This window comes from Pseudomonas corni (assembly GCF_057128765.1).
On the sequence record NZ_JBSKHW010000007.1, the window covers coordinates 1 to 20038 of the forward strand.

18 protein-coding genes are annotated in these 20038 nt (G+C 60.1%); 15 read left to right on the forward strand and 3 right to left on the reverse strand.

What is annotated here, in order from left to right:
* Positions 1-405: 405 nt before the first annotated feature.
* The gene (locus ACWKV9_RS12445) at positions 406-3429 is read right to left on the reverse strand and encodes a type III effector HrpK domain-containing protein (RefSeq protein ID WP_483836417.1); all 3024 of its coding nucleotides are present in this window, start codon (positions 3427-3429) and stop codon (positions 406-408) included.
* 180 nt (positions 3430-3609) lie between these two features.
* Positions 3610-7032 carry a hypothetical protein gene (locus ACWKV9_RS12450; RefSeq protein ID WP_483836418.1) on the reverse strand — a complete coding sequence of 1141 codons (3423 nt, stop codon included), beginning with the start codon at positions 7030-7032 and terminating at the stop codon, positions 3610-3612.
* Positions 7033-7435: 403 nt separating this feature from the next.
* Between ACWKV9_RS12450 and ACWKV9_RS12455 the strand changes: the two genes are divergently transcribed.
* From ACWKV9_RS12455 to ACWKV9_RS12490, 8 genes are all read left to right on the forward strand, one after another.
* Positions 7436-7636, forward strand: coding sequence for a hypothetical protein (locus tag ACWKV9_RS12455; RefSeq protein WP_483836419.1), 201 nt, complete (start codon positions 7436-7438; stop codon positions 7634-7636).
* 218 nt (positions 7637-7854) lie between these two features.
* Positions 7855-8019, forward strand: coding sequence for a hypothetical protein (locus ACWKV9_RS12460; RefSeq protein ID WP_268800027.1), 165 nt, complete (start codon positions 7855-7857; stop codon positions 8017-8019).
* A 122-nt stretch (positions 8020-8141) separates the two neighbouring features.
* Positions 8142-9098, forward strand: coding sequence for a SctD/MshK family protein (locus ACWKV9_RS12465; protein WP_483836420.1), 957 nt, complete (start codon positions 8142-8144; stop codon positions 9096-9098).
* Complete coding sequence (locus tag ACWKV9_RS12470) at positions 9095-9454, forward strand: hypothetical protein (protein WP_483836421.1); 360 nt, start codon at positions 9095-9097, stop codon at positions 9452-9454. The genes ACWKV9_RS12465 and ACWKV9_RS12470 overlap by 4 nt, the downstream gene beginning before the upstream one ends.
* The gene (locus tag ACWKV9_RS12475) at positions 9454-9804 is read left to right on the forward strand and encodes a tetratricopeptide repeat protein (RefSeq protein ID WP_483836422.1); all 351 of its coding nucleotides are present in this window, start codon (positions 9454-9456) and stop codon (positions 9802-9804) included. The genes ACWKV9_RS12470 and ACWKV9_RS12475 overlap by 1 nt, the downstream gene beginning before the upstream one ends.
* The gene (sctV, locus tag ACWKV9_RS12480; RefSeq protein WP_483836642.1) at positions 9804-11945 is read left to right on the forward strand and encodes a type III secretion system export apparatus subunit SctV; all 2142 of its coding nucleotides are present in this window, start codon (positions 9804-9806) and stop codon (positions 11943-11945) included. Before ACWKV9_RS12475 ends, sctV begins: the two co-directional genes overlap by 1 nt.
* 65 nt (positions 11946-12010) lie before the next feature.
* On the forward strand, positions 12011-13276 hold the full coding sequence (locus tag ACWKV9_RS12485; RefSeq protein WP_483836643.1) for a type II and III secretion system protein family protein: 1266 nt from the start codon (positions 12011-12013) through the stop codon (positions 13274-13276).
* 34 nt (positions 13277-13310) lie between these two features.
* Positions 13311-13736, forward strand: coding sequence for a hypothetical protein (locus tag ACWKV9_RS12490; protein WP_483836644.1), 426 nt, complete (start codon positions 13311-13313; stop codon positions 13734-13736).
* 626 nt (positions 13737-14362) lie between these two features.
* Here the strand turns inward: ACWKV9_RS12490 and ACWKV9_RS12495 are convergent.
* Positions 14363-15145, reverse strand: coding sequence for a tetratricopeptide repeat protein (locus ACWKV9_RS12495; protein ID WP_483836423.1), 783 nt, complete (start codon positions 15143-15145; stop codon positions 14363-14365).
* 226 nt (positions 15146-15371) lie between these two features.
* On the opposite strand from ACWKV9_RS12495, the gene ACWKV9_RS12500 reads away from it, so the two are divergent.
* Genes ACWKV9_RS12500 through ACWKV9_RS12530 form a run of 7 tightly spaced genes read left to right on the forward strand, consistent with a single transcriptional unit; the run spans position 15372 to position 20033 of the window.
* Positions 15372-15935, forward strand: a complete 564-nt coding sequence (locus tag ACWKV9_RS12500) for a type III secretion protein (RefSeq protein ID WP_483836645.1) — start codon at positions 15372-15374, stop codon at positions 15933-15935.
* 51 nt (positions 15936-15986) lie between these two features.
* Positions 15987-16205 (forward strand): hypothetical protein, encoded by a 219-nt coding sequence (locus tag ACWKV9_RS12505; protein WP_483836424.1) that lies wholly within the window; start codon positions 15987-15989, stop codon positions 16203-16205.
* A gap of 9 nt (positions 16206-16214) precedes the next feature.
* Complete coding sequence (locus ACWKV9_RS12510; protein ID WP_483836425.1) at positions 16215-16685, forward strand: hypothetical protein; 471 nt, start codon at positions 16215-16217, stop codon at positions 16683-16685.
* A 3-nt stretch (positions 16686-16688) separates the two neighbouring features.
* Positions 16689-17471, forward strand: coding sequence for a type III secretion system inner membrane ring lipoprotein SctJ (sctJ, locus tag ACWKV9_RS12515; RefSeq protein WP_483836426.1), 783 nt, complete (start codon positions 16689-16691; stop codon positions 17469-17471).
* Positions 17468-18115 (forward strand): type III secretion protein, encoded by a 648-nt coding sequence (locus ACWKV9_RS12520; RefSeq protein ID WP_483836427.1) that lies wholly within the window; start codon positions 17468-17470, stop codon positions 18113-18115. The genes sctJ and ACWKV9_RS12520 overlap by 4 nt, the downstream gene beginning before the upstream one ends.
* The gene (sctL, locus tag ACWKV9_RS12525) at positions 18115-18708 is read left to right on the forward strand and encodes a type III secretion system stator protein SctL (protein ID WP_483836428.1); all 594 of its coding nucleotides are present in this window, start codon (positions 18115-18117) and stop codon (positions 18706-18708) included. Before ACWKV9_RS12520 ends, sctL begins: the two co-directional genes overlap by 1 nt.
* A complete protein-coding gene (locus tag ACWKV9_RS12530; RefSeq protein ID WP_483836429.1) occupies positions 18705-20033 on the forward strand; it encodes a FliI/YscN family ATPase in 1329 nt (442 codons plus the stop codon). The genes sctL and ACWKV9_RS12530 overlap by 4 nt, the downstream gene beginning before the upstream one ends.
* Positions 20034-20038: the final 5 nt, after the last annotated feature.

Consider the following 20038-nt stretch of genomic DNA (forward strand, 5'->3'; position numbering starts at 1 on the left):
ATCATGTCGAGGCCTCCAGCAATGCCCGCCGAAAAAGGAGGCGGATTGTGCCTTCACTTGATAGGGATCGAAAGGGCGAGAGGGGTATTTTCGTGAATTTATCGACGTGCGTAAGCTGGTGAACCTTGGTCGGATGGTTTTATGACGGCTGCGCAGCCAATCGTCGGCAAGCCAGACTCCTACGGCCTTCGGCCAGAATCGTAAACGCCCCGTCAATGGATGATCAACTGATGGGGTATGAAACCTGTGGGAGCGGACCTGTCCGCGAAGACCGAGCGGCAGGCACCAGAACTGCGTCGGCGGTAATGCCCCCTTCGCGGAAAGGTCCGCTCCCACGGGTTTTGTGCGTGATCTCAAGGGCGTAATCGGTCCCGTTGCACTGTCACTGTCAGGCCGCGATGCCGATCACGAGGCGATCGTCGAGTCTTCACCGCCAGGCCAGTCCTTGATCGGGATGTCGCTGATGGTGCCGTCCTTGACGCCGTCGATACCGTAACGCTCGATGGAGCCGCCCAGCACCTGCGCGAAGTCGTCGACTTTGGCTTGCTGCTGACCTTCTTTCACTAGGCCTGGAATGATCGCGCCTAGCACCGCGACGCCTGCGCCCAACACTCCTAACACGCCCGCAGCACCAGCCATGAACGGAATGAAACGCGGCAGGTTTGCACCCACCAGCCCCAGGCTGCCTTCGACGGTAGAAGCCGCCCCGGCCAGCACGCCCAATGAGCCAGCGGTGATGCCGAAACCACCGATCAGGTTGTCTCCGCGACGAATCGCTTGCACGCCGTCGAAAATACCGTAGGCGCCCGCCGCGATACCCGCGAGGCCGCCAATGCCTTTGGCAGCGTCTTCGAACTTAGTAGCAATGACTTTGGCGTTCTTGTCGTCCTTGATGTTGTCCTTGACCTGATCGAGCAAGTCGCTTGGCAACTTGCCGGTCCTCATATCATCAAGGGTCTGTTCGCTGGTTTTGACGGCGTCGTCCAGATACTCCTTGTAAGCCTTGGTGCCGCCTTCGGTGAGGACGGTGGCGGTCTGGATCGAACCGGTAGTGATGTCGACGATGTTGCGGTCAGTCAGATTGCCCCCGCTTTGCGCGCCCCGGGCGATGGTCACGCCAGCCAGGAAAATCCCGCTCACCGCGTGCAGCGTGCCACTGCTGTAAGCAGCCTTACCCTCGGCGTACGAACCGCTGCCGTTGGGGTCGAACGCGTCGAGCTTGGCCATTGCGTCGAGGGTCTTGATGCCCTGACGGAACGCATCCCAGTTGCCGCGCACACCGGCCAGGATCTGATCGGTGGTGGCCATAGTGCCGTCGGCGTTCATCAGCAGCTCAGGCGATTCCCGACGCACTTGCTCGATTTGCTTACGCACCTTGTCTTCATCAAGCTCCGCGCCGCCGTCCTTGCCGTAAGCGGCTTTCAGATCGTCGAAAGTGGCGCCTTTGAACGCATTCTCCTGAACGATACTGGAGAAGTTATCGTTGAGCTGCTTGTCCAGCGCCCCCGTGAACTCGGGGTCCAGCGTCGCGTTGTAGAGCGCGACTTCCATGCTGTAAGCGCCGGCGGCCGCTTCGGGTGTTTCGGTCTTTAGCAGCTCGCGCAGACGTTCGCCCGAGGCCAGCGAGTCTTTGTAGTAAGTCTTGAATTCTTCGCTATGTGCGGATTTCCCCACCGCGCCCTGAATTTCGGCGGCGTTATCAATGCCCAGCAGGGTTTGCATGGTCTGAGCCGTAGCGTAAAAATTGGTCAGCGCTTCGGGCTGGTTTGTCTTGCCATCCTTGGTGGCTGCGTCCCAAGCCTGATCCAACGCTTTGCCTGACTTGATCTGGTCTTCGTAGGTTTTGCTGACGGCATCCTTGAGGCCTGGACTGGACTCAAATAGCGCCTTGGTCGCGTCATCGCCGCTGGTCTTGAGGAAGTCCGCGGTGGGCTTGTCGTTCTGCAGGATTGCGATGTGGTCGGTGATGTCCTTCAGCACCTTTTCCGGCTCCCAGACCGCGCCGGAGCCATTGGCAATCGCCACCTTGCCGTAGTCGTCCCCCCACATCCCGGCAGTCGCGCCGTCGACCACCAGTTTCTGCGCGTTTTGCAAATCCAGCAGCACAGCCGCTTTTTGCTCCGCGGTGTAGTTTTCCGGGTGTTCGAACACGTCCGCACCCAGTTTGCTGGTGTCGACGTTGGAAGTTACGTTGCCCGAGATCACGCTCGACAACAGCCCCGTCAGGGCCGTGGCATCGGCGGGCGCCGTGTTCTTCAGCCAGCTCTGGATGTCGCTTTTGTTGAGCTTGCCGTCGGCGTTATTGGCCAGTGGATTGCTGGCCGTGTCGAGGATCTTGAACGCGCCGGGTTGCGACCAGAACTCCAAGCCTTCTTTCTCTACGCCGCTGAGCTGCGGGGTGGCGCTGATGTAGTCCTTGATGTTCTGCTCGGTCACTGCGCCGTCGGCGCCGGTCTTGCCACGGATCGCATCGTAGTGCTGCTCAAGTACGGCTGCGTACTGTGCTATCTCTTTAGAGCCAGCGTCGGCATCGGGTTTGGCCTTGAGGAAGTCCTTATAGCTGGCAATATCCTCGCTGGCCTGCGCCTTGGGCAACGAATCGAAGCCGTATTTGCCGAAGTCCTGCAAGCGGCCCGCTTCGGTGCCGTGCTTCGCTTCACCGCTTTTGGTGAAGCCGTCGACGCTGGTGTTAGCCACATCGTTACCGCTAAGCGCGTTGCCTTCTGCGTCGTAACCGACGATGCGATCCAGCACTTGAGTAGCGCGGAACGCGGCATCGGGGTCATTCTCGAAATCCCCGACTTGCTCTTTGAGCATGTCTTTGACGCCACTCTGATTGCCCAGATTTTTAAGCAGTGGATTGCCGTCGATGATGTCCTGCGCCGAGCGTTCATCACCGCTCGGCCGCTCCCATGCGATACCCACTGCCTGCGCCTTGTCGCGCAACAGCGGGTCGTCGCCCACTGCGTCGATGTGCTTGAGTTCGCCCTGCAGGTTTTCGAAACCGTATTTGCCAAAATCCTGCAGACGACCCGCTTCAGTGCCGTGCCGGGCTTCGCTGTGACTGGTGAAGCCGTCCACCTTGCCGTTGTTCACATCCTTGCCGGCGACGCGGTTGCCGCTTTCATCCAGTTGCTCGATGTGTTCAAGCACCTGGGTCGCGCGGTATGCCGCATCCGGGTCGGTTTCAAAATTGCCGACGCGGTCCCTCAGCATGTCTTTTACGTCACTCTGGTTGCCCAGGTCCTTGAGCAGCGGGCTGTCGTCGATGATCTGCTGCGCCGAGCGAGTATCGCCCTCGGGGCGTTGCCATTCGATCCCTGCCTCTTTGGCTTTGGCGCGCTCGACTGAATCGCCCCAAAGGCCTTGCGCGGTGTTGCTGACAACATCAGCGAGAAGCTTGGGCAGGTCGGTGATCGTGAGAGACATGGCAGGGCTCCTTGGATGAAAAAGTGTGCTCCAAGGTAAACCGCCATGTGTGAACAACGCATGACACGCGACTGCCTTTAAGTCGTTAGAAATCAGATGGATACGAGGCAGATAGACACGGCAAAAAACCCTGACGAACAAGGCCGTCAGGGGCGTGAAACAGCGATCAAACGGCTGTGGTTAGCGTATGTCCTCCCCGTATTCGACGTGCAATTCGTCGTCCAGTCGATTGCTGGAAGAGCCGTCTTTCTGCGGGGTTTCGTTGAAGTGTTCCCATTCAGCGCTCTGGAAGCGGAATAGGCTGTCGTCGGCAGGTGCCTCGCGCTCTTTGTATTCATGGATCGAGTAGTGCAGGTACTCGACCTTGTTGGCCCAGTTGTCCTGTAGCAATCCGTCGGCGGCGAGGTCGCGATACCAGTCGTTTTCCTTCTCGCTGGCCTTCTGTTTTTTGTTGTGATCGACGAAGAAGCCGATGATCCCGCCGATGACCGCCAGCACCACGCCCACCAGGAAGAACGGTCCGGTCAATGCTGCCGCCGAGCCAGCACCTATCAGCGCGGCGCCACCTAGTACCCCTGCTGATGCACCAAATGCACCGGCCGCAATTTGCAGCCCGCCGGCGGCCTTGGCCAGCGGATCGCCGGTCTCGATGCCGCTCTTGATGGTGAACGCGCCCAGCACGATGTCGGCAAAACCGCCCACCACGTCGGTGGCGGGGCCGAGCACCTTAATCACCGAGCCTGCGATCTTGCCAGCTTTGCCCGCGCCGAGCTTGGCGGCGCCTGCGCCAGTGACCGCGTCGTCCAGCCGCGCAGTGATGCCGCCTTGCACTTTGGCGGCATCGGCGAATGTCCCCTTGCCGTCACCCAGGATGTCCGAGATGTCGGGGGTGATGTCCAGCGCGCTGCTGATCTTGTTTTTCATCGCTTCGGACAGCTTCGGATCGCGCACTTCAACCAGCGGCGATTGAACACCTTCCTTGCCCCAGATTTCGGGCAGGGTCTTGTCCAGACCAAGGAAATCAACCATGCCGCCTTTGCCGACCAGGTCTGCAACGGCGTCACCGAGCTTGATGAAATGACTGCCCGCACCGGCGAAGCTCAGGAAGTCCTTGGCGATGGCTAGCCGTTGCAGCGGCGTTTCGGCGAGCTTGCCGCCGTTACCGGCCAGTTGGTAAATCCCGGAAAACAGTGAAACACCGGCGCCCATCGACCCCAGGATGCCCTTGGTGTTCAGGGCGCTGAACACTTCGCCCAGCTTGCCGCGCTCGGCAATCGGTACGTAGGGCTTGGAAAGCGCGGTCTTGATGTCGGCTTCGGAAATACTGCCGTTGGTTTTGTAGACCTCACCCAGCTCCTGCATGGCTTTGCTGACCGCCGAGGATTTTTCCTTGCCCTGCATGCCTTCTTCGAGGAATTTTTCGATGGTTTCCTGCGTCCGGCGGGGCAGGTCGAGCAGCTCGCCCTTGAGCACGCTTTTGAGCAGCCCGAACATGTCCTTGGTGGCAAGCTCGGTGTTTTCTTCGGAGATCTTGCTCGGGTCGCTGATCAGGTCGTTAAGGTCGCTGGTCAAGCCGTCTGCCTGGATGTTTTGGGCTGCCTTGGTCGCGGCATCCGGATCGAACAGCGACAGCGAAGTCAGGGTGTCGCTCAAGTCTTGCTGGGCTTCGTGGGCCTTGCCTTGTTTCTGCAGATCCTTGAGATAGGTGACGTAATCCGGATTGTTGGTCAGGTCCAGCAGCTTTTGCTTGATCTCGTCCTTGTTCGGAACGTGGCCGATGGCACTGTCCATCTGCGCCTTGTAATCGGCGGTGACGGTGGGATCGGAAAACAGGGTGCTGATCTGCTCCTGCAAAGCGCCACCGTCGATGATGTCGTGCATATCCGCCGAGGACAGTTCGGTCTGCTTGTCATCGAACACGCGCCAAGTGCCGCCGAATGCGCCTTGGTCTTCCTCGTAGCCCGTCAGCCCGCGACCGTTCTGGTAGGCCGCCTGGGCCTCCAGAGCGCGGACGAGTTTGGCGCGATTGTCGTCCTTGGGAATCGAGCCGTCCTTGATACCCTCGCGGTAGCTGTCGAGCAACTCCTTTGTGGCCAGTTCACTGACCGTCAGTTCAGGGGATTTATCGTCTTTCGGATCGGCCTTCACACCGGTGTTCAGGTTGAGCACATCCAGCTCATCCTTGGGCGGCAGGTTCGAACCGCTGCGGGTGTTGTCGACTTCGGTCTTGGTCCAGGCTTCCCACTTGGCAACGACATCATCGTAAAGCTGCGGGCTCAGTTCCTTGGAGACGATGACCTTGCCCTCGCTGGTCTCGTAGCGAATCAGGCCGTTGCCCAGCTCATCCGGCGAGCCAAAGGTGATGTCGGTGTTCTTGAGAAAGTCATTGGGCCCGGCCAGCTTGTAACCCTCGGCCTCGGAGGTGTGGATCTGGCTCCAGGTTTCATTGGCGGTACTGGCGCTTTTGAACAGCTCCGGCGTCAGGTCTTTGGAGACCACCACTTTGCTGCCGTCCTGTTTCTCGAAGGTCAGGGTTTCGCCTTCCTGGCCGACGGTCCAGGCGAAATTCTTGTAGTCGTTGAGTTCGGGGATCGGCGTGTTTTGATCGGCCAATGTCGCGCCACCGGAGACGGCGGTATTGATGTCAGCGGACTTGGCCGGATCGTCGATGATTTCGCGCAGCGAGGTGAGGTAATCGAACAGCTTGGGGTTGTCGTCGCGGGCAACGATGACTTTTTCAGTGCCGTTGTCGTAACGAATCAAATCGGGACCGACCTCATCTTTCGTGCCGACGGTAGTGCCGGTGGCAGGCGGCCAGACCTCGTTGTCGGTGGCGCGACGATAACCTGCGGCTTCGCTCTCACGCATGCCGACCAGGCCTGCGTAGGCGTCGTTGACCGCTTTGAACAACTCGGGATTGTCGCGCTCGGAAACCACATATTTATTGCCGTCCTGGGTGACATAGCGCACCACGCCAGGGCCCACTTCTTCGGCGGGACCGATGATCTGGTATTCGCCGAATTTCGGCGGTTCCTGATCCGCGCCGACACGCTGGTAGCCAGCCGCTTCACTGGCATTGATCCCAGACAGTGCCTTGAAGTCGGCTGAAACCTGTTTGAACAGCTCAGGGTTGTCCTGCTCAGCCAGGATCACTTTTTTACCGTCCTGGGTCACATAACGGATCAGGCCCGGACCTTTTTCATCAGGCGGGCCAATGAACTGATACTCGCCCAGTGTCTCGGGAGTCGCAGCGTCTTTGGCTGCCAATTCGTACCCCTCGGCGACGCTTTCCTTGATGGCCTGGAGGGCAGGGCGGTCATCTACCACTTGCTTGAACATCTTCGGATTCGAGGACTTGCTGACCAACACCTGCTCGCCACTTTGAGTCACGTACCGCACGGTGTCCGCGGCCACTGTGCCCGGCTCTTCTATGGAGCTGTAATCCTTGAGTTCCGGCGCCTTTTCATCTGGTGTAGCGGGGCGATATTGATCGGCATTCTTGACGCTGCTCTTCAACACACTGGTGAACAGTGTCTTCGGCGCAACCGCACCACGGGTCAAAGGTTTTGGATCAGGCGTGCTGCTCAAAGGACGGGTCGACATGGGATTGAACTCCTGTTTAAACCGTTCGACCGAGTGCGCGGAGGCGGGCCGAAGAATCTCAAGTGATGACCCCGGAGGGGCTGGATGCAGGTAACTTCTTAGTGCAAGTCAAACTGTGATACTGGCAATGCCTCGCACAGCGGGAGACCAACGGATACAGCATGATTATTGTTGTTCTTTCATCGTTTCATTTGTAGGTCGGCATATAGGTTCGGCCGAGAAAAACTGTGACACAGCACACATAGCGGTGGTGGCGCGCATCTTGTTAATCATTGACACCTGAGGGCTAGATACTCGCTCAATTACCGAGTCCACAACTTCGCCCGCTCAGATACACAAGTGAAGCTGCAATACCGGTCAGGCTGAAACACTAGCAGACTGGTCCGCCAACTGGTGTATTTGCGTGCCGTTTTCACAACGTTTCACAGCCCGCGACCCACGTGGGCAAAGGCTTGCCGACCAGCCACCAAATTTAAGTGATGGTCGATTTTCTGGCGTTAGAAATATTTCGCCGCCGACAGCCAATAAAAATAAAGTTCAAAGCAGAAAAAATAAAATTGGAAAAAATACTTTCATCCAGCATTTATTGATGAAGGCTAAATGATATCGCGGTAGCAGAAACAGCGGCCAGCTAGTTGTATTGCCGTGTTTCACAAGTTTTCACAACATCGAGTAATTTCCTCTGCGTACTATCGTTTGGCGTTCGCGGTGAGACCGAAGTTAGTTTGTAACAATGCGGCCTTACTGTGATGCATGAAGTACGAGTGTGCCGCTTAGCGGCTGAAGACATCCCCCATCCCATCCTCAGTAAGGAGATTCAAAATGGCTGAAGTCCCTCCAGCAAGCTCCGGCGGCGGCGCAGATGCAGCGATCGCTAAAATGGAAGCCACATTCAACATGGCTATCGAGAAGTCGGCAAAGATTACCGAGCTGACCACAGCCAAAAAAGCTGAGCTCGACGCGACCAAGCAACGTCCTCAGAACTGACGTCGCTGTGCGGGCAGTCGCAAGGCTGCTCGCATCTCTGGTTGTTCACGCGGCACCTCCCACTTGAAAACTTTCGGCGTCTAACTCGCCTTTGCCTGCGCATACCACTCGGGTAACTCGATATGACAGCCCTGATTTCCCTGACCTCGGCGCCGGGTACATCGGCTCCAGGCAAGAGCATCCCACTGCTCAGCATCACCCAAGGCCTGCATCAGGGCGTAAGCCTTGCTCTGGACAAAGCCACCTACACCATTGGCAGTGCCGAACACGCTGATTTGTTGCTCAGTGATCCGGGCATTGCCGAGCGCCACATAGCCCTGCGTTTTTCCGGCGGCCAGGTGGCGGTCGAAGCCCTTGGCGGCGAGGTGACCGTCGTCGGTCGTCATGCCCGGGAGATCAAGATCCCCGTTGGCAGCGGTCACCGCGCTCGGTTTCCGCTGGAGATTCGGATCGGCGAGGCACGCCTGACGCTCAGCGACCCGGCCCAACCGCAGGCGCCGGTCGAGCGCGCCGTGCCGCTCTGGCGACAGCTTTCGAGACAACAAACGCAATGGATCATCGCGCTGTTGCTGATGTTTCTCTGCGTCGGTGCTTTTGCCTTTCGCGGTCAACCGGCATCACCCGCAGGCATCGTCAACCGCGACGAAATCAACACATCCGCTTCTGCCAAAGCACCCAAAGCCGCGACTGCCGGGCAAGCCAGGCAGTGGCTTGAGCAGCAACTGGCAGTTGCCAATCTGAATCAGATCAAAGTCAGCGAAATCGATGGCCAGCTCGGTGTGCAGGGCAGCTACGATCCGGCGAAAAAGAATCAATGGATGAGCGTGCAACAAGCCTATGACAGCCGCTTCGGCCAGCAAGTGGTGATGCACCCCAACGTCGTGCCTGGCGCAGAAATCGCGAAACCCCGGGTGCGTTTCCAGGCTGTCTGGTTCGGCGCCAATCCCTACGTGGTCAATGAAAGCGGCAAGCGCTTATACCCAGGCGCTGCGCTCGCCGATGACTGGACGCTGCAAAGCATCGAGAACAACCAGGTGATCCTCGCCCGGGGCGAAGAGAGGTTCACCTTCACCCTATGAGAATCGACCCGCGCCCCTTACTGCCAGCCACTGCCGAGAAGACAGCAGCGGTCGATGCTGTCCAACCAGCCAACCTGCGCCAGGGTGCGCGCTTTGAAGCGGTCCTGAGCAAACGCGAAGTGCTTGCCCGTCGTTCGCTACGTGGGGATGTCGAGCAATCGTCGACGGCCAGTGGCATCAGCGCCGAGCTGTTCGGCAGCACGCGATCCCTGGAAATTCTGCAGTACGTGCTGAACAACGTGCTGCCCGATCTGGACGCCGAGCCAGAAATCAAAGCGCTGGCCCACGACCTGATCAGCGAGGAAATCGACATGCGTCGCTCCCTCGAACAGCAGCGCGCGGAGGTACAGGCTTGATGCCCCGGGACATCCACAGCCGCGAAGACCTGGACGCCGTCGAACTGCTCAAGGGCATGGGCGACCTTTATCGCCGGGGCGGACAGTCGCAGCGGGGGCTGGTGATGATGCTGATCGCCGCACAGCTGTCGCCTCGTGACCCGATGCTACTGCGCAATCTGGCGATGGCGTTCACTGACAGCGGCCAGCCGGACCGGGCCCTGAGCGTCCTGGAGCGGCTGGTTGACGTTGAGGGCGAGTCGCCAGGCGTGCTGTTACTACGCAGCCGCGCATTGTGGGGCGCTGCTCGAAAGGACGAAGCGCGGCGGTGCTTCAAACATTACCTGACCGCCCGGAGAGCCGCGCAATGATCCAGATCATGAACCGCCTCAACGCCTTGGCCCGGGTGGCTGCAAAGCGCAGTGACGTGATTATTGTCGCGTTCATGCTGATGGCCATCGTGATGATGATCATCCCGCTGCCGACCTGGCTGGTGGACGCGCTGATCGGCCTGAACATCTCCCTGAGCATCCTGATCCTGATCGTCGCGTTTTACATTTCCCATTCGGTGGAGTTCTCGGCGTTGCCGCCGTTGATTCTGCTCAGCACGCTGTTTCGCCTGTCCCTGTCGATCACCACCACACGCTTGATTCTGCTGGATGGCAACGCCGGTCACATCGTCAAGGCGTTTGGCGATTTTGTTATTGCAGGCCAAGTGGTCGTGGGGCTGGTCGTGTTTTTGATCATCACCGTGGCGCAGTTCGTGGTCATCACCAAAGGTGCCGAGCGCGTGGCGGAAGTGGCGGCTCGCTTCACCCTGGACGCCATGCCCGGCAAGCAGATGAGCATCGATAACGACTTGCGCAACGGCGACATCGACCAACACGAAGCACGCCGTCGCCGTTCGCGACTGGAGCGAGAAAGCCAGATGTTCGGTGCCATGGACGGCGCCATGAAGTTCGTCAAAGGCGACGCCATCGCAGGCTTGGTGATTCTTTCGGTCAACTTGTTGGGCGGCATGCTGATCGGCATGTTGGAGCGCGATATGTCGTTCGGCGATGCCGTGCACACCTACTCGCTGCTGACCGTGGGCGATGGTTTGATTGCGCAGATTCCGGCGTTGTTGATTTCGGTGGCGGCGGGGACCGTGGTCACTCGCGTCAACAGCGACAATGTGGACGGCAATCTGGGTACGGAAATCCTGCAACAACTGGGCGCCAGCCACATGGCACTGGGTTTGACCGCGCTGATCCTGCTGGGCGTGGCCTTGCTTCCGGGCTTTCCGGCGTTGGTATTCATCGGCTTGGCAGCGATCTTCGGGGTGTCGGCATTCGTCATGTATCGACGTGGTCAGGTGGCCGAAGTGCTGCCGGCTGAAGAGGTCAGCGAAGTGGCCGAGTACGAGACACAGCCCGCCGAACACAGCCAGACGCTGGCAAAACCGCTGGACAGCCGCTTGTTGGTAAGCCTGGGGTCGGCCCTCGCTCACGCCGCGCCGGAGCATCCGTTACGGCAGAAAATCGAAGCGCTATGCCACGAGATTCGCGGCGATCTGGGGATCGAGGTCCCGGTTCCGGATATCTATGTGGACACATCCATGATCGCCAATCGGTTCGTCATCGAGCTGGAAGGGGTGCCCGTCAGCGAAGGGGAGCTGCCCGCCGATTGCCTGCTGCTCAAGGACGATCCTGTCCACGCGCAGTTGCTGGACATCCCGGCGCTGGAAGCTGATTCACCCTTGAGCCGTCGGCCTGGGCAATGGATCGAACGTCATCATCAGGACAGCCTGCAGGAAGCGGGCGTCGGCTTCATGCTGACCGACGAAGTACTGCGCGCTGTGGTCGATCGCACCCTGCGTCGCTACGGCGCGGACTTTCTGGGGATTCAGGAAACCCGCGCCATTCTCGAACGCATGGAAGGCACCTATGGCGAGTTGGTCAAGGAAGTTCTGCGCATCGTGCCGTTGCAGCGCATCGCCGAAGCCTTGCGCCTACTGATCGCCGAGGGCGTGTCAATCCGCAATCAGCGGGCGCTGCTTGAAGCGATGGTCGAGTGGGGCGGGCGTGAAGCCGATGCGCCGCGCCTGGCCGAACAACTGCGCGCCGCGCTGGCCCGCCAGATCAGCCACCAGTTTGCCGACCGCAATCGAGTCATCAGCGCGTTCGTGCTGACACCCGCGCTGGAAGAGCAATTGCGTTCGGGCCTGCGTCGTCAGGAAAACAACCGCGATTCGCTGCCTGAACAGAGCAACCGCGCGCTGCTGACTCAGTTGCGCCAGGCCTGCGAACGCTTGCCGGATGAAGACCAGACCGTGCTGCTGGTGCATCCGGAGTTGCGACGCGGCATGCGCCGTCTGGTGGTGCGCGGTGAGCTGGAGCTGGCGGTGCTGTCGTTCCGCGAACTGGCCGGCGAATACAACCTGCAAGCCGTCGGCACCATCAGCCTGACCGAGATTACGAATCGCCGCACAGCCAGCGGCGTCCCGATCACCTCCATGGCGACCGCCTCATGACGTGTTTCCCACTCTTTCGCTCGCAGGCCGTTGTTGGCTTGTGGCTCGCTGCCCTTACCGCATTAATGCTTCCAGCCATCGCCTGCGCTCAGAACATTGCCAAAGGCAGCACTGGCACTATCGACCTGGCCTCGGGCGAAGGGCGCATTCTCAATTTCAAGGCGCCGGTGGATTCGGTGCTGGTGGCTGAACCCGGCATTGCCGATTTGCAGGTGGTGTCGCCCGGCGTGATTTACGTCTTTGGTAAAGCACCGGGTCAGACCAGCCTGATAGCTCTGGGGCCGGATGGTGAACAATTGGCGGCTTTGAGTCTGGCGGTCAGCAGCGGCACCCAGGCGGTCAGTCGGCCCTTGAAGGACCTGAATCCGGCTAGCACCGCGCAAATCAGCGGCGCGGGTAATCGGATCGTCGCCAAGGGGAAGGTCAAGAGCGTCGGAGAAGCCACCGATCTGAACGCGTTGCTCAGCACCGAGGGTCAGGAATTCAAGACCGCGATCAATGGCGCGTCCTACGAGGGTTCGGCTCAGGTGAACATCCGCGTGCGTTTTGCCGAAGTATCGCGCTCTGAATTGCTGCGCTACGGCGTCAACTGGAATGCTCTGTTCAACAACGGTACGTTTTCGTTCGGCTTGTTGACCGGCGGCGCGCTGGCAGCTGATGCAGCGAGCGGCGCTTCCAATGTGATCAGCGCCGGGCTGGCCTCGGGCAACGTGAACATCGACGCGATGCTTGAAGCACTGCAAAGCAACGGCATTCTGGAGATTCTGGCCGAGCCGAACATCACGGCGATGACTGGCCAGACCGCAAGCTTTCTGGCCGGTGGCGAAGTCGCCGTGCCAGTGCCGGTCAATAGCGATCTGGTGGGCATCGAGTACAAGCAATACGGCGTGTCGTTGCTGTTCAGCCCCACCGTATTACCCAACGACCGCATCGCCCTGCAAGTGCGCCCTGAAGTCAGCAGTTTGATGGGATCGAGCACTGTCAGTGTGGGCGGTTATCAAGTGCCTTCGTTCCGTGTACGGCGTGCCGATACGCGAGTGGAAGTCGGTAGCGGCCAGACCTTTGCGATTGCCGGTCTGTTCCAGCGAGAGAGCAGCCAGGACGTGGAGAAAGTCCCGATGCTCGGTGACATGCCGATCCTGGGCAATCTGTTTCGCTCCAAGCGTTTTCAACGTAATGAAACCGAACTGGTGATTCTGATCACGCCGTATCTGGTGCAACCGGTGCGTGCGCGAACCCTCGCGACACCGCTGGATGCCCGACCCAAAGGCACCACGACGGCGTCCGCCGGGCCGCGCAATGGCGGCATGTTCGGCTTCTACATGAACTGACTGGGGAGCAACCATGAATCGTGCATTGTCATCGCTGCGCCTGTACCGGTTTTTGCCCACGCCATTGTTGCTCGCCAGTGTTTTGCTGGCACTGATGACTGGCTGCAAGACGCATCTGGAGCCTGCGTCTTATTCGCCGGATTACCAGGGTGTGACCCGTGCCGACGGCCGCGTGGAGTTGATCCCGGTGGAATGCTTGAAGCCTTCGCCCGAGGACCAGTTCGGCACCGATGAAGATGAGTACGTGCCGCTACTGCCGCCTGGCTGTGCCAACAACCTCACGCTGCTGCAAATGGTGGAGCAGCGTTCGGACCTGATGCAGGGCAGGGAAACCGGCCCGACCATGGCCGCACCCGTCGGCCGTGCGGCGCAGGTGTACATCGACGGCTATGACCGTGAGGAGTTGCGTCGACGTCAGTCCGAACAGCAAGCCAAGGCTGACAAGCAGGAGGGGCAATGAGGCTCAAATCATCGCGGGCAAGCGCGCTCCTGCAGACCGCAACCGTCAACATATCCGCCCGGACTGAAACCCAACCTGTGGGGGTGGCGTTGGAATTCAAACCGACCAACCGTGGGAGGGAGCTTGCTCGCAATAAGGCCGGTACAGCCGCCAGAATTTTTGAATCCCCGGTATCGAATCGCGAGCAAGCTCCCTCCCACCGGTCTGTGATCGCTGCACTCCCTGTGGGAGCGGACCTGTCCGCGAAGGAGGCGGTACATCCAACGCATTTACGGCGCCTGACAAACTGCATTCGCGGACAGGTCCGCTCCCACTTGAATAGCGCAGCTTCAGGATTCAAACCGACCAACCGTGGGAGGGAGCTTGCTCGCGATAAGGCCGGTACAGCCGCCAGAATTTTTGAATCCCCGGTATCGAATCGCGAGCAAGCTCCCTCCCACAGGTCTGTGATCGCTGCACTACTTGTGGGAGCGGACCTGTCCGCGAAGGAACCGGTACATCCAACCCATTTGCGGTGCCTGACAAACTGCATTCGCGGACAGGTCCGCTCCCACGTGGAGGGTGCAGCGTCGGTATTCAAACTCGCTAACCGTGGGAGGGAGCTTGAATCCGCTGCGGTCATGAGGTCAGTGGGTGTCAACCAACCCCAATTCCCTGGCTTGCGCTTGCGGATCTTTGATCGCCTTGATGCGGCGGGCTTCAGTGAGCAGCTTTTTGCGTTCGGCGTCCGGGATGTCTTCCAGGCTCAGGGCCTTGATGTCTTTTTCGCGACCGGCGAGCACGGTGATCAGCAGCTCGTTGCGCTGGTGCCGGGGCAGGGCGCGGGCCGATTCATTAACCGTGTGGATGTTGTCCAGCGCCAGTTGCGGCTTGTCGCCCAGGGCATAAGCCAGTGCAAGGTTGCACCGGGTGTCGAGGTCATTGGGTGCCAGCGCCAGGCTTTTGTTGAACGCTACCTGCGCCGCCTCGGCCTCACCACGCAGGATCTGCGCAATGCCCAGCCGGTTAAAGGCTTGTGGCTGATTGGGTTTGGCACTGGCTTGAGTAAGCACCGTGACGGCGCGATCCAGTTTGCCCTGACGCAGTTGCGCGGTGCCCAGACCGAGCAACGCAGCGGCGCTGTCCGGACTCAATTCCAGCGCTTGCTGGTAGGCGCGTTCAGCACCCCGCGCATCGTTACTTGCCAGTCGGGTTTCACCCAGTTTAAGCCAGGCTTCGAGCTGTGCCTCGGGTTGTTGCGTAGCCTTTTCGTACAGCCCTGCCGCGGTACTCATGTCGCCTCGGGTTTCGAGATCCGCGGCCAGGTGCATGAAGCGCTGGTAGCTGCTGTCGGAGGCGGGTTGCGTAGCGCAGGACGCGAGCGTTACACCGGCAAACAACATCAACGTGGAGGCAAAACGGCTGGGCATAGACAAGGCTCTTTGGTCGAGGACGGCTGGGCATTTGTTCGTTTAGATGCAGTGAATGTTCAATCGAAATGCTTCACCCGACGGGAAAATCATTCTATCCACTTGAAGCCTAATAGCGACCGTTATGTGAGCGCCGTCAGCAACTCGATCATCGCCCGACCACTGATTAACGAGGGCCGGTGTCATGCATAACCGTCGATGGCTGTCGTTCTCATTCTGGGTGCTGATGGTCTGCCAGATTCCCCTGAGCGTAAACGCCGAAGAGGCGTCTGTCAGCGACGACCCGGACTGGTTCGCGGAACCTTACGCCTACGTGCTGGTTGAGCAGGACGTGCGCGCCGCGCTGGAAGAATTCGGCCATAACCTGGGCCTGATCGTGGTCATGTCCGACAAGGTGCGCGGCAAGTCGCGCAGCCGCGTGCGCGGCGAAACAGCCGGGGATTTCCTGAGCCAGCTGTGCGACTCCAACGGCCTGAGCTGGTACTTCGACGGCAACATTCTCTACATGACCGCCGATGCAGAAACCGGCACCCGACTGTTCAAGGCGCAAGGCCAGAACCTGGAACAACTGGAGGACTATCTGACCAGCCTGGATGTGTTTGGCAAGCAGATGTCCACCCGCGCCGGCCCCGATGGCGACGAGTTGTTCGTCTCCGGTCCTCCGGCTTATCTGAACATGGTTCAACAACACGTCGATCACCAGCAACGCCCGGTCGCAGCACCCGTCGCCCGTGAGCGCGGAGTGCGGGTATTTCGTGGCGGCGTGGTCACTACTGAAGCGAGCAACTGATTCACACGAGCAAAACACGGCACCACAAACCCACTGGTAAGGAGCAATACGATGTCAGTCAGCCCTATCGACAGCACCACCAGCGTCACCGCCAACCCGGAAGTACAGTTCAATGCGGCGGTGGATAAATCCAAGACAGAAATGAGCGATGACGAGCTCACCGAAACCCTCATCACCCAGGCGGTCACCATCGGCGGGCAGTTCATCATCATGCCCAAGGCGCAGGAAATGTTGAACGAAGCCCAGTCGTCCGAAGACGACGAAGAATAGGCCAACGCCATGACTGCAAGTCTCGCAGCACCTGCGACGGCGGCATTGCCGCCATCGGGAGGGCCCGGTGGTTTACAGGGCTCCCAGAACCTGTTCGAACACATGGCTGACAACGCCAAGGGCATGCCCCAAGGTGCCAGTCCCCACCAGATCGGCGAAGGGCTTATGGAGCGTCTGAACGGATTCATCGATCGCTCGCGCAGTTTCTCCGAGCGCGCGGATGTGCTGACCAATGGCTCTCCGCCGGGCGCTGCGTCCGGGCCTGCCAGTACGCCGGCTGCCGCAGGGGCAGAAAAACCGGCAGCGTCGCAAAACCTGGCCAGCTCCGGGCAGCCGCCGAAAAAAGTCGGCGAACAGCAGGTCGATCAGATCGTCCACTCGTTGGGCAAGATGTTCGATTACTCCATCGAAACCCAGATGGTCGTGCGCGGCGCCACGCAGATTTCCGGCTCCGCCAACACGCTATTGAAAGGTCAATAACCCATGTCCAACCGCTGTCGTGCCGTGCGCTTGATGATCGTCGTTGCTCTCGCCGGGTTGTTGCAGGCCTGCGATATCGACCTCTACACCAATCTCGGTGAGCGCGAGGCCAATGCCATGGTCGCCGTCTTGCTGCGCGATGGCGTCCCGGCGTCACGCAAGGTGCAGGACAACGGCCAGTTGACAGTGGTGGTGGACGAAAAACGGTTTTCCGAAGCCATGTCGTTACTCGATGACGCCGGTCTGCCGGGCCAGTCGTTTTCCAACATGGGCCAGGTGTTCAAGAGCAATGGGCTGGTGTCGTCTCCGGTTCAGGAACGGGCGCAAATGGTTTATGCCCTGAGCGAAGAGCTGTCCCATAGCGTGTCGGAAATCGACGGCATCATTTCCGCGCGAGTGCATGTGGTGCTGCCGGACAACGACTTGCTCAAGCGGGTGATTTCGCCTTCCTCGGCCTCGGTGCTGGTGCGCTACGACCCGGCCACCGACATCAATCAGCTGATCCCACAGATCAAGACGCTGGTGGCCAACGGGATCTCCGGTCTTAATTACGACGGCGTTTCCGTGACCGCGATCAAGGCCGCAGTCGCCAGTAATCGCGCCAATGCGCAGCCACGTCTGGTGAGCTTTCTGGGGCTGTGGATGCTTGAAGACAACGTCGCCCAGGCTCGGGTGATGTTCGGCATTCTGCTGCTTTGCACACTAAGTCTGGCGGGCGTATTGGGCTGGCAACTCTGGCAACGCCGTCGTTCGCAGTCGGTGTACGTGCTGGAGGATGCAGCATGACGGCTACGTTCAGTGCGCAACAACAGGCCTGGCAAGCACTGCTCGAACAGCCGCTGGCCTTTGTCGAGGCACGCCGCCTGCGTGAATGCTGGCCGCAGACAGTGACCAATCAACAGCACGCCGAGCTGCAGAGCGCGTCGCGTTTTCAAAGCCGCCTGTTGCAGTTGCTGATGGGGCACTTTCACCTGCAACCGTTGGCGCAGTTGCAGTCGCCTCTGGATCAGGATTTGCCGGTGTTGTTGCTGTCCCCCGACGATTTCAAACGATTGCCCAGGCTGTGCGGAGCGATCTGGCACGCTGCGACATTGAGCCGGGAAATCCGCAGCGATGCAGTGAACAAGCTGCGAAGCGCGTTGGGTGCTGAGGTATTCGCCCTGGCCCTGGCTCATCGCTCGCTGGCGGGGGCGGCAGATCTGTTGCGGCAGCCAGCAGACTTGATTGAAGCCATTGACCGGGATGGCGCCAGTTGCGTTGCCGCATGGCTGCAAACCCAACCTTCGGCGCTGCAGCACTGGCTGCGCTTGCGTCTGGAAATGCCTCAATCAGGTAACACGCAAGCCGGTGTCCCGCACACGGCGATGGACCCGGAAATCGTGCGCAGTGCCGCCGCGACCTTCGATCAGTTTGCCGAGGAGGTAGCCTGATGAGCGAGTTACCGAGCCGCCCTGCATTACGGATCATTCGCGCCGAACAGGCCGATCTCTGGATCGACGGTTATGCGTTTGTGCAGGCTGCCGAAGAGCACGCGCAATCGATCCGTGACGACAGCGCTCGCTGGCTGGATCAGGCACGGGAGGAGGGCTTTGAAAGTGCCCGCCGCGAAGGCGCCGAGGAAGTCAGCGCCTTGCTGGTCGAGACCTCATTGAAAGTCGATGCCTGGCTGTCGAGCCTTGAAGCGTCCGTGGCTGATCTCGCGCTGGGCATCGTGCGCGAAGTGCTAGATGAGATGGACGATGCCGAGCGCGTCATACGCTGCACCCGCAAGGCCTTGAACGCTTTTCGACAGGATCAGGCGTTGACCCTTTTTGTGCCGAGACTGGAAGTAGAAGCTGTGCGTCGGCGGCTCAAATCCGAAGCCGATAACCTGCCTGGGATCACGGTGGAATCCGACGATCAGTTGCAATCAGGTCAGGCGCGCTTGAGCAGCCCGGTCGGTTCGGTGGAGCTGGGGCTGGAAGCGCAGCTGAGCAATCTGCGCCGAACGCTGCTGCCGTTTGCCGATGAGCAACAGCCGTGAGCGTTGATCTGCACGCCATCGTCCCCAGGCTGACCGAGCGCTTGGGCCAGGCGAGGCTGCGGCCGATGAAAGGCACTGTGCGCAGCATTCGCGGGGTTTTACTGCGCGCCAGTGTCGCCGGGGTGCGAATCGGCGAGCTGTGCCAATTGCGCGACCCCAGCACCGGTCGCAGTCTGGCGGCGGAAGTCATCGGATTTGAACAGGACGAGGCGATTCTTTCGCCCATCGGTTCGATGGAAGGCCTGTCAACTCGCACGGAAATCATCGCCACCGGAGAAACCCTCGGGGTCAGCGTCGGCGATGCGCAGTTGGGTCGGGTAATCAGCCCCATGGGCGATTTTCTTGACGGTGATGGCATCCCGCCGTTGGCTGTTTTGCAGCGCTATCCACTGCACGCCGAACCGCCGGCCCCCTTTTCCAGGCAACTGATCGTCAAACCGATGTCCCTCGGCGTGCGGTCTATCGATGGTTTGCTGACGTTGGCCCAGGGGCAGCGCATGGGGATTTTCGGTGAGCCAGGCGTTGGCAAATCGTCGCTGCTGGCGAGCATCGTGCGCCACACCGATGCCGACGTGATTGTCATCGGCCTGATCGGCGAGCGCGGTCGTGAGGTGCGTGAGCTGCTGGATGTGCAGCTGGATGCCCAGGCCCGCGCGCGCACCGTCGCGGTGGTCGCGACCTCGGATCGCCCGGCAGCAGAGCGCGTGCGAGCGGCATTCGTCGCCACGGCGCTGGCGGAATATCACCGGGATCAAGGGCGCAATGTGCTGTTGTTGATGGACAGCCTGACGCGTTTTGCCCGTGCCCAGCGTGAGATCGGCCTGGCGGTGGGTGAGCCGCCGACCCGACGCGGTTATCCGCCGTCATTTTTCTCAGCCTTGCCGCGACTGCTGGAGCGAGCAGGCCCCGGCGCCGTCGGCAGCATTACGGCGCTGTACACCGTTTTGACCGAGGGCGACGCGTCCATGGACCCGGTAGCCGAAGAAGCGCGCTCGATCCTCGACGGGCACATCGTGCTCAGCGCTGAACTGGCCCAGCGTAATTACTTCCCCGCCGTGGACGTATTGCGCAGCCGCAGCCGCTTGATGGATCAGGTCTCGACCGACGAACAGCGCCGCCTGGCCATGCGCATTCGCGAGCTGATGGCGCGACGCAACGAAATCGAAATGCTCATCCGCGTCGGTGAATATGCAGCCGGCAGCGACCCGCTGGCCGATGAGGCCATCGCCCGGCATGACGCGATCGAAGGGTTTTTGCGTCAGGCCGCCACCGAGCCATGCAGTGCGGCGCAAACGCTCAACCTCATGCGCAAGGTGCTGGCATGAATATT

Bases quoted from the DNA above. Each gene is read 5' to 3' on its own strand.
- ACWKV9_RS12445 (WP_483836417.1), bottom strand. From the start codon at position 3,429: ATGTCTCTCACGATCACCGACCTGCCCAAGCTTCTCGCTGATGTTGTC.
- ACWKV9_RS12450 (WP_483836418.1), bottom strand. From the start codon at position 7,032: ATGTCGACCCGTCCTTTGAGCAGCACGCCTGATCCAAAACCTTTGACC.
- ACWKV9_RS12460 (WP_268800027.1), top strand. From the start codon at position 7,855: ATGGCTGAAGTCCCTCCAGCAAGCTCCGGCGGCGGCGCAGATGCAGCG.
- ACWKV9_RS12465 (WP_483836420.1), top strand. From the start codon at position 8,142: ATGACAGCCCTGATTTCCCTGACCTCGGCGCCGGGTACATCGGCTCCA.
- ACWKV9_RS12470 (WP_483836421.1), top strand. From the start codon at position 9,095: ATGAGAATCGACCCGCGCCCCTTACTGCCAGCCACTGCCGAGAAGACA.
- ACWKV9_RS12475 (WP_483836422.1), top strand. From the start codon at position 9,454: ATGCCCCGGGACATCCACAGCCGCGAAGACCTGGACGCCGTCGAACTG.
- ACWKV9_RS12485 (WP_483836643.1), top strand. From the start codon at position 12,011: ATGCTTCCAGCCATCGCCTGCGCTCAGAACATTGCCAAAGGCAGCACT.
- ACWKV9_RS12495 (WP_483836423.1), bottom strand. From the start codon at position 15,145: ATGCCCAGCCGTTTTGCCTCCACGTTGATGTTGTTTGCCGGTGTAACG.
- ACWKV9_RS12500 (WP_483836645.1), top strand. From the start codon at position 15,372: ATGGTCTGCCAGATTCCCCTGAGCGTAAACGCCGAAGAGGCGTCTGTC.
- ACWKV9_RS12505 (WP_483836424.1), top strand. From the start codon at position 15,987: ATGTCAGTCAGCCCTATCGACAGCACCACCAGCGTCACCGCCAACCCG.
- ACWKV9_RS12510 (WP_483836425.1), top strand. From the start codon at position 16,215: ATGACTGCAAGTCTCGCAGCACCTGCGACGGCGGCATTGCCGCCATCG.
- sctJ (WP_483836426.1), top strand. From the start codon at position 16,689: ATGTCCAACCGCTGTCGTGCCGTGCGCTTGATGATCGTCGTTGCTCTC.
- ACWKV9_RS12520 (WP_483836427.1), top strand. From the start codon at position 17,468: ATGACGGCTACGTTCAGTGCGCAACAACAGGCCTGGCAAGCACTGCTC.
- sctL (WP_483836428.1), top strand. From the start codon at position 18,115: ATGAGCGAGTTACCGAGCCGCCCTGCATTACGGATCATTCGCGCCGAA.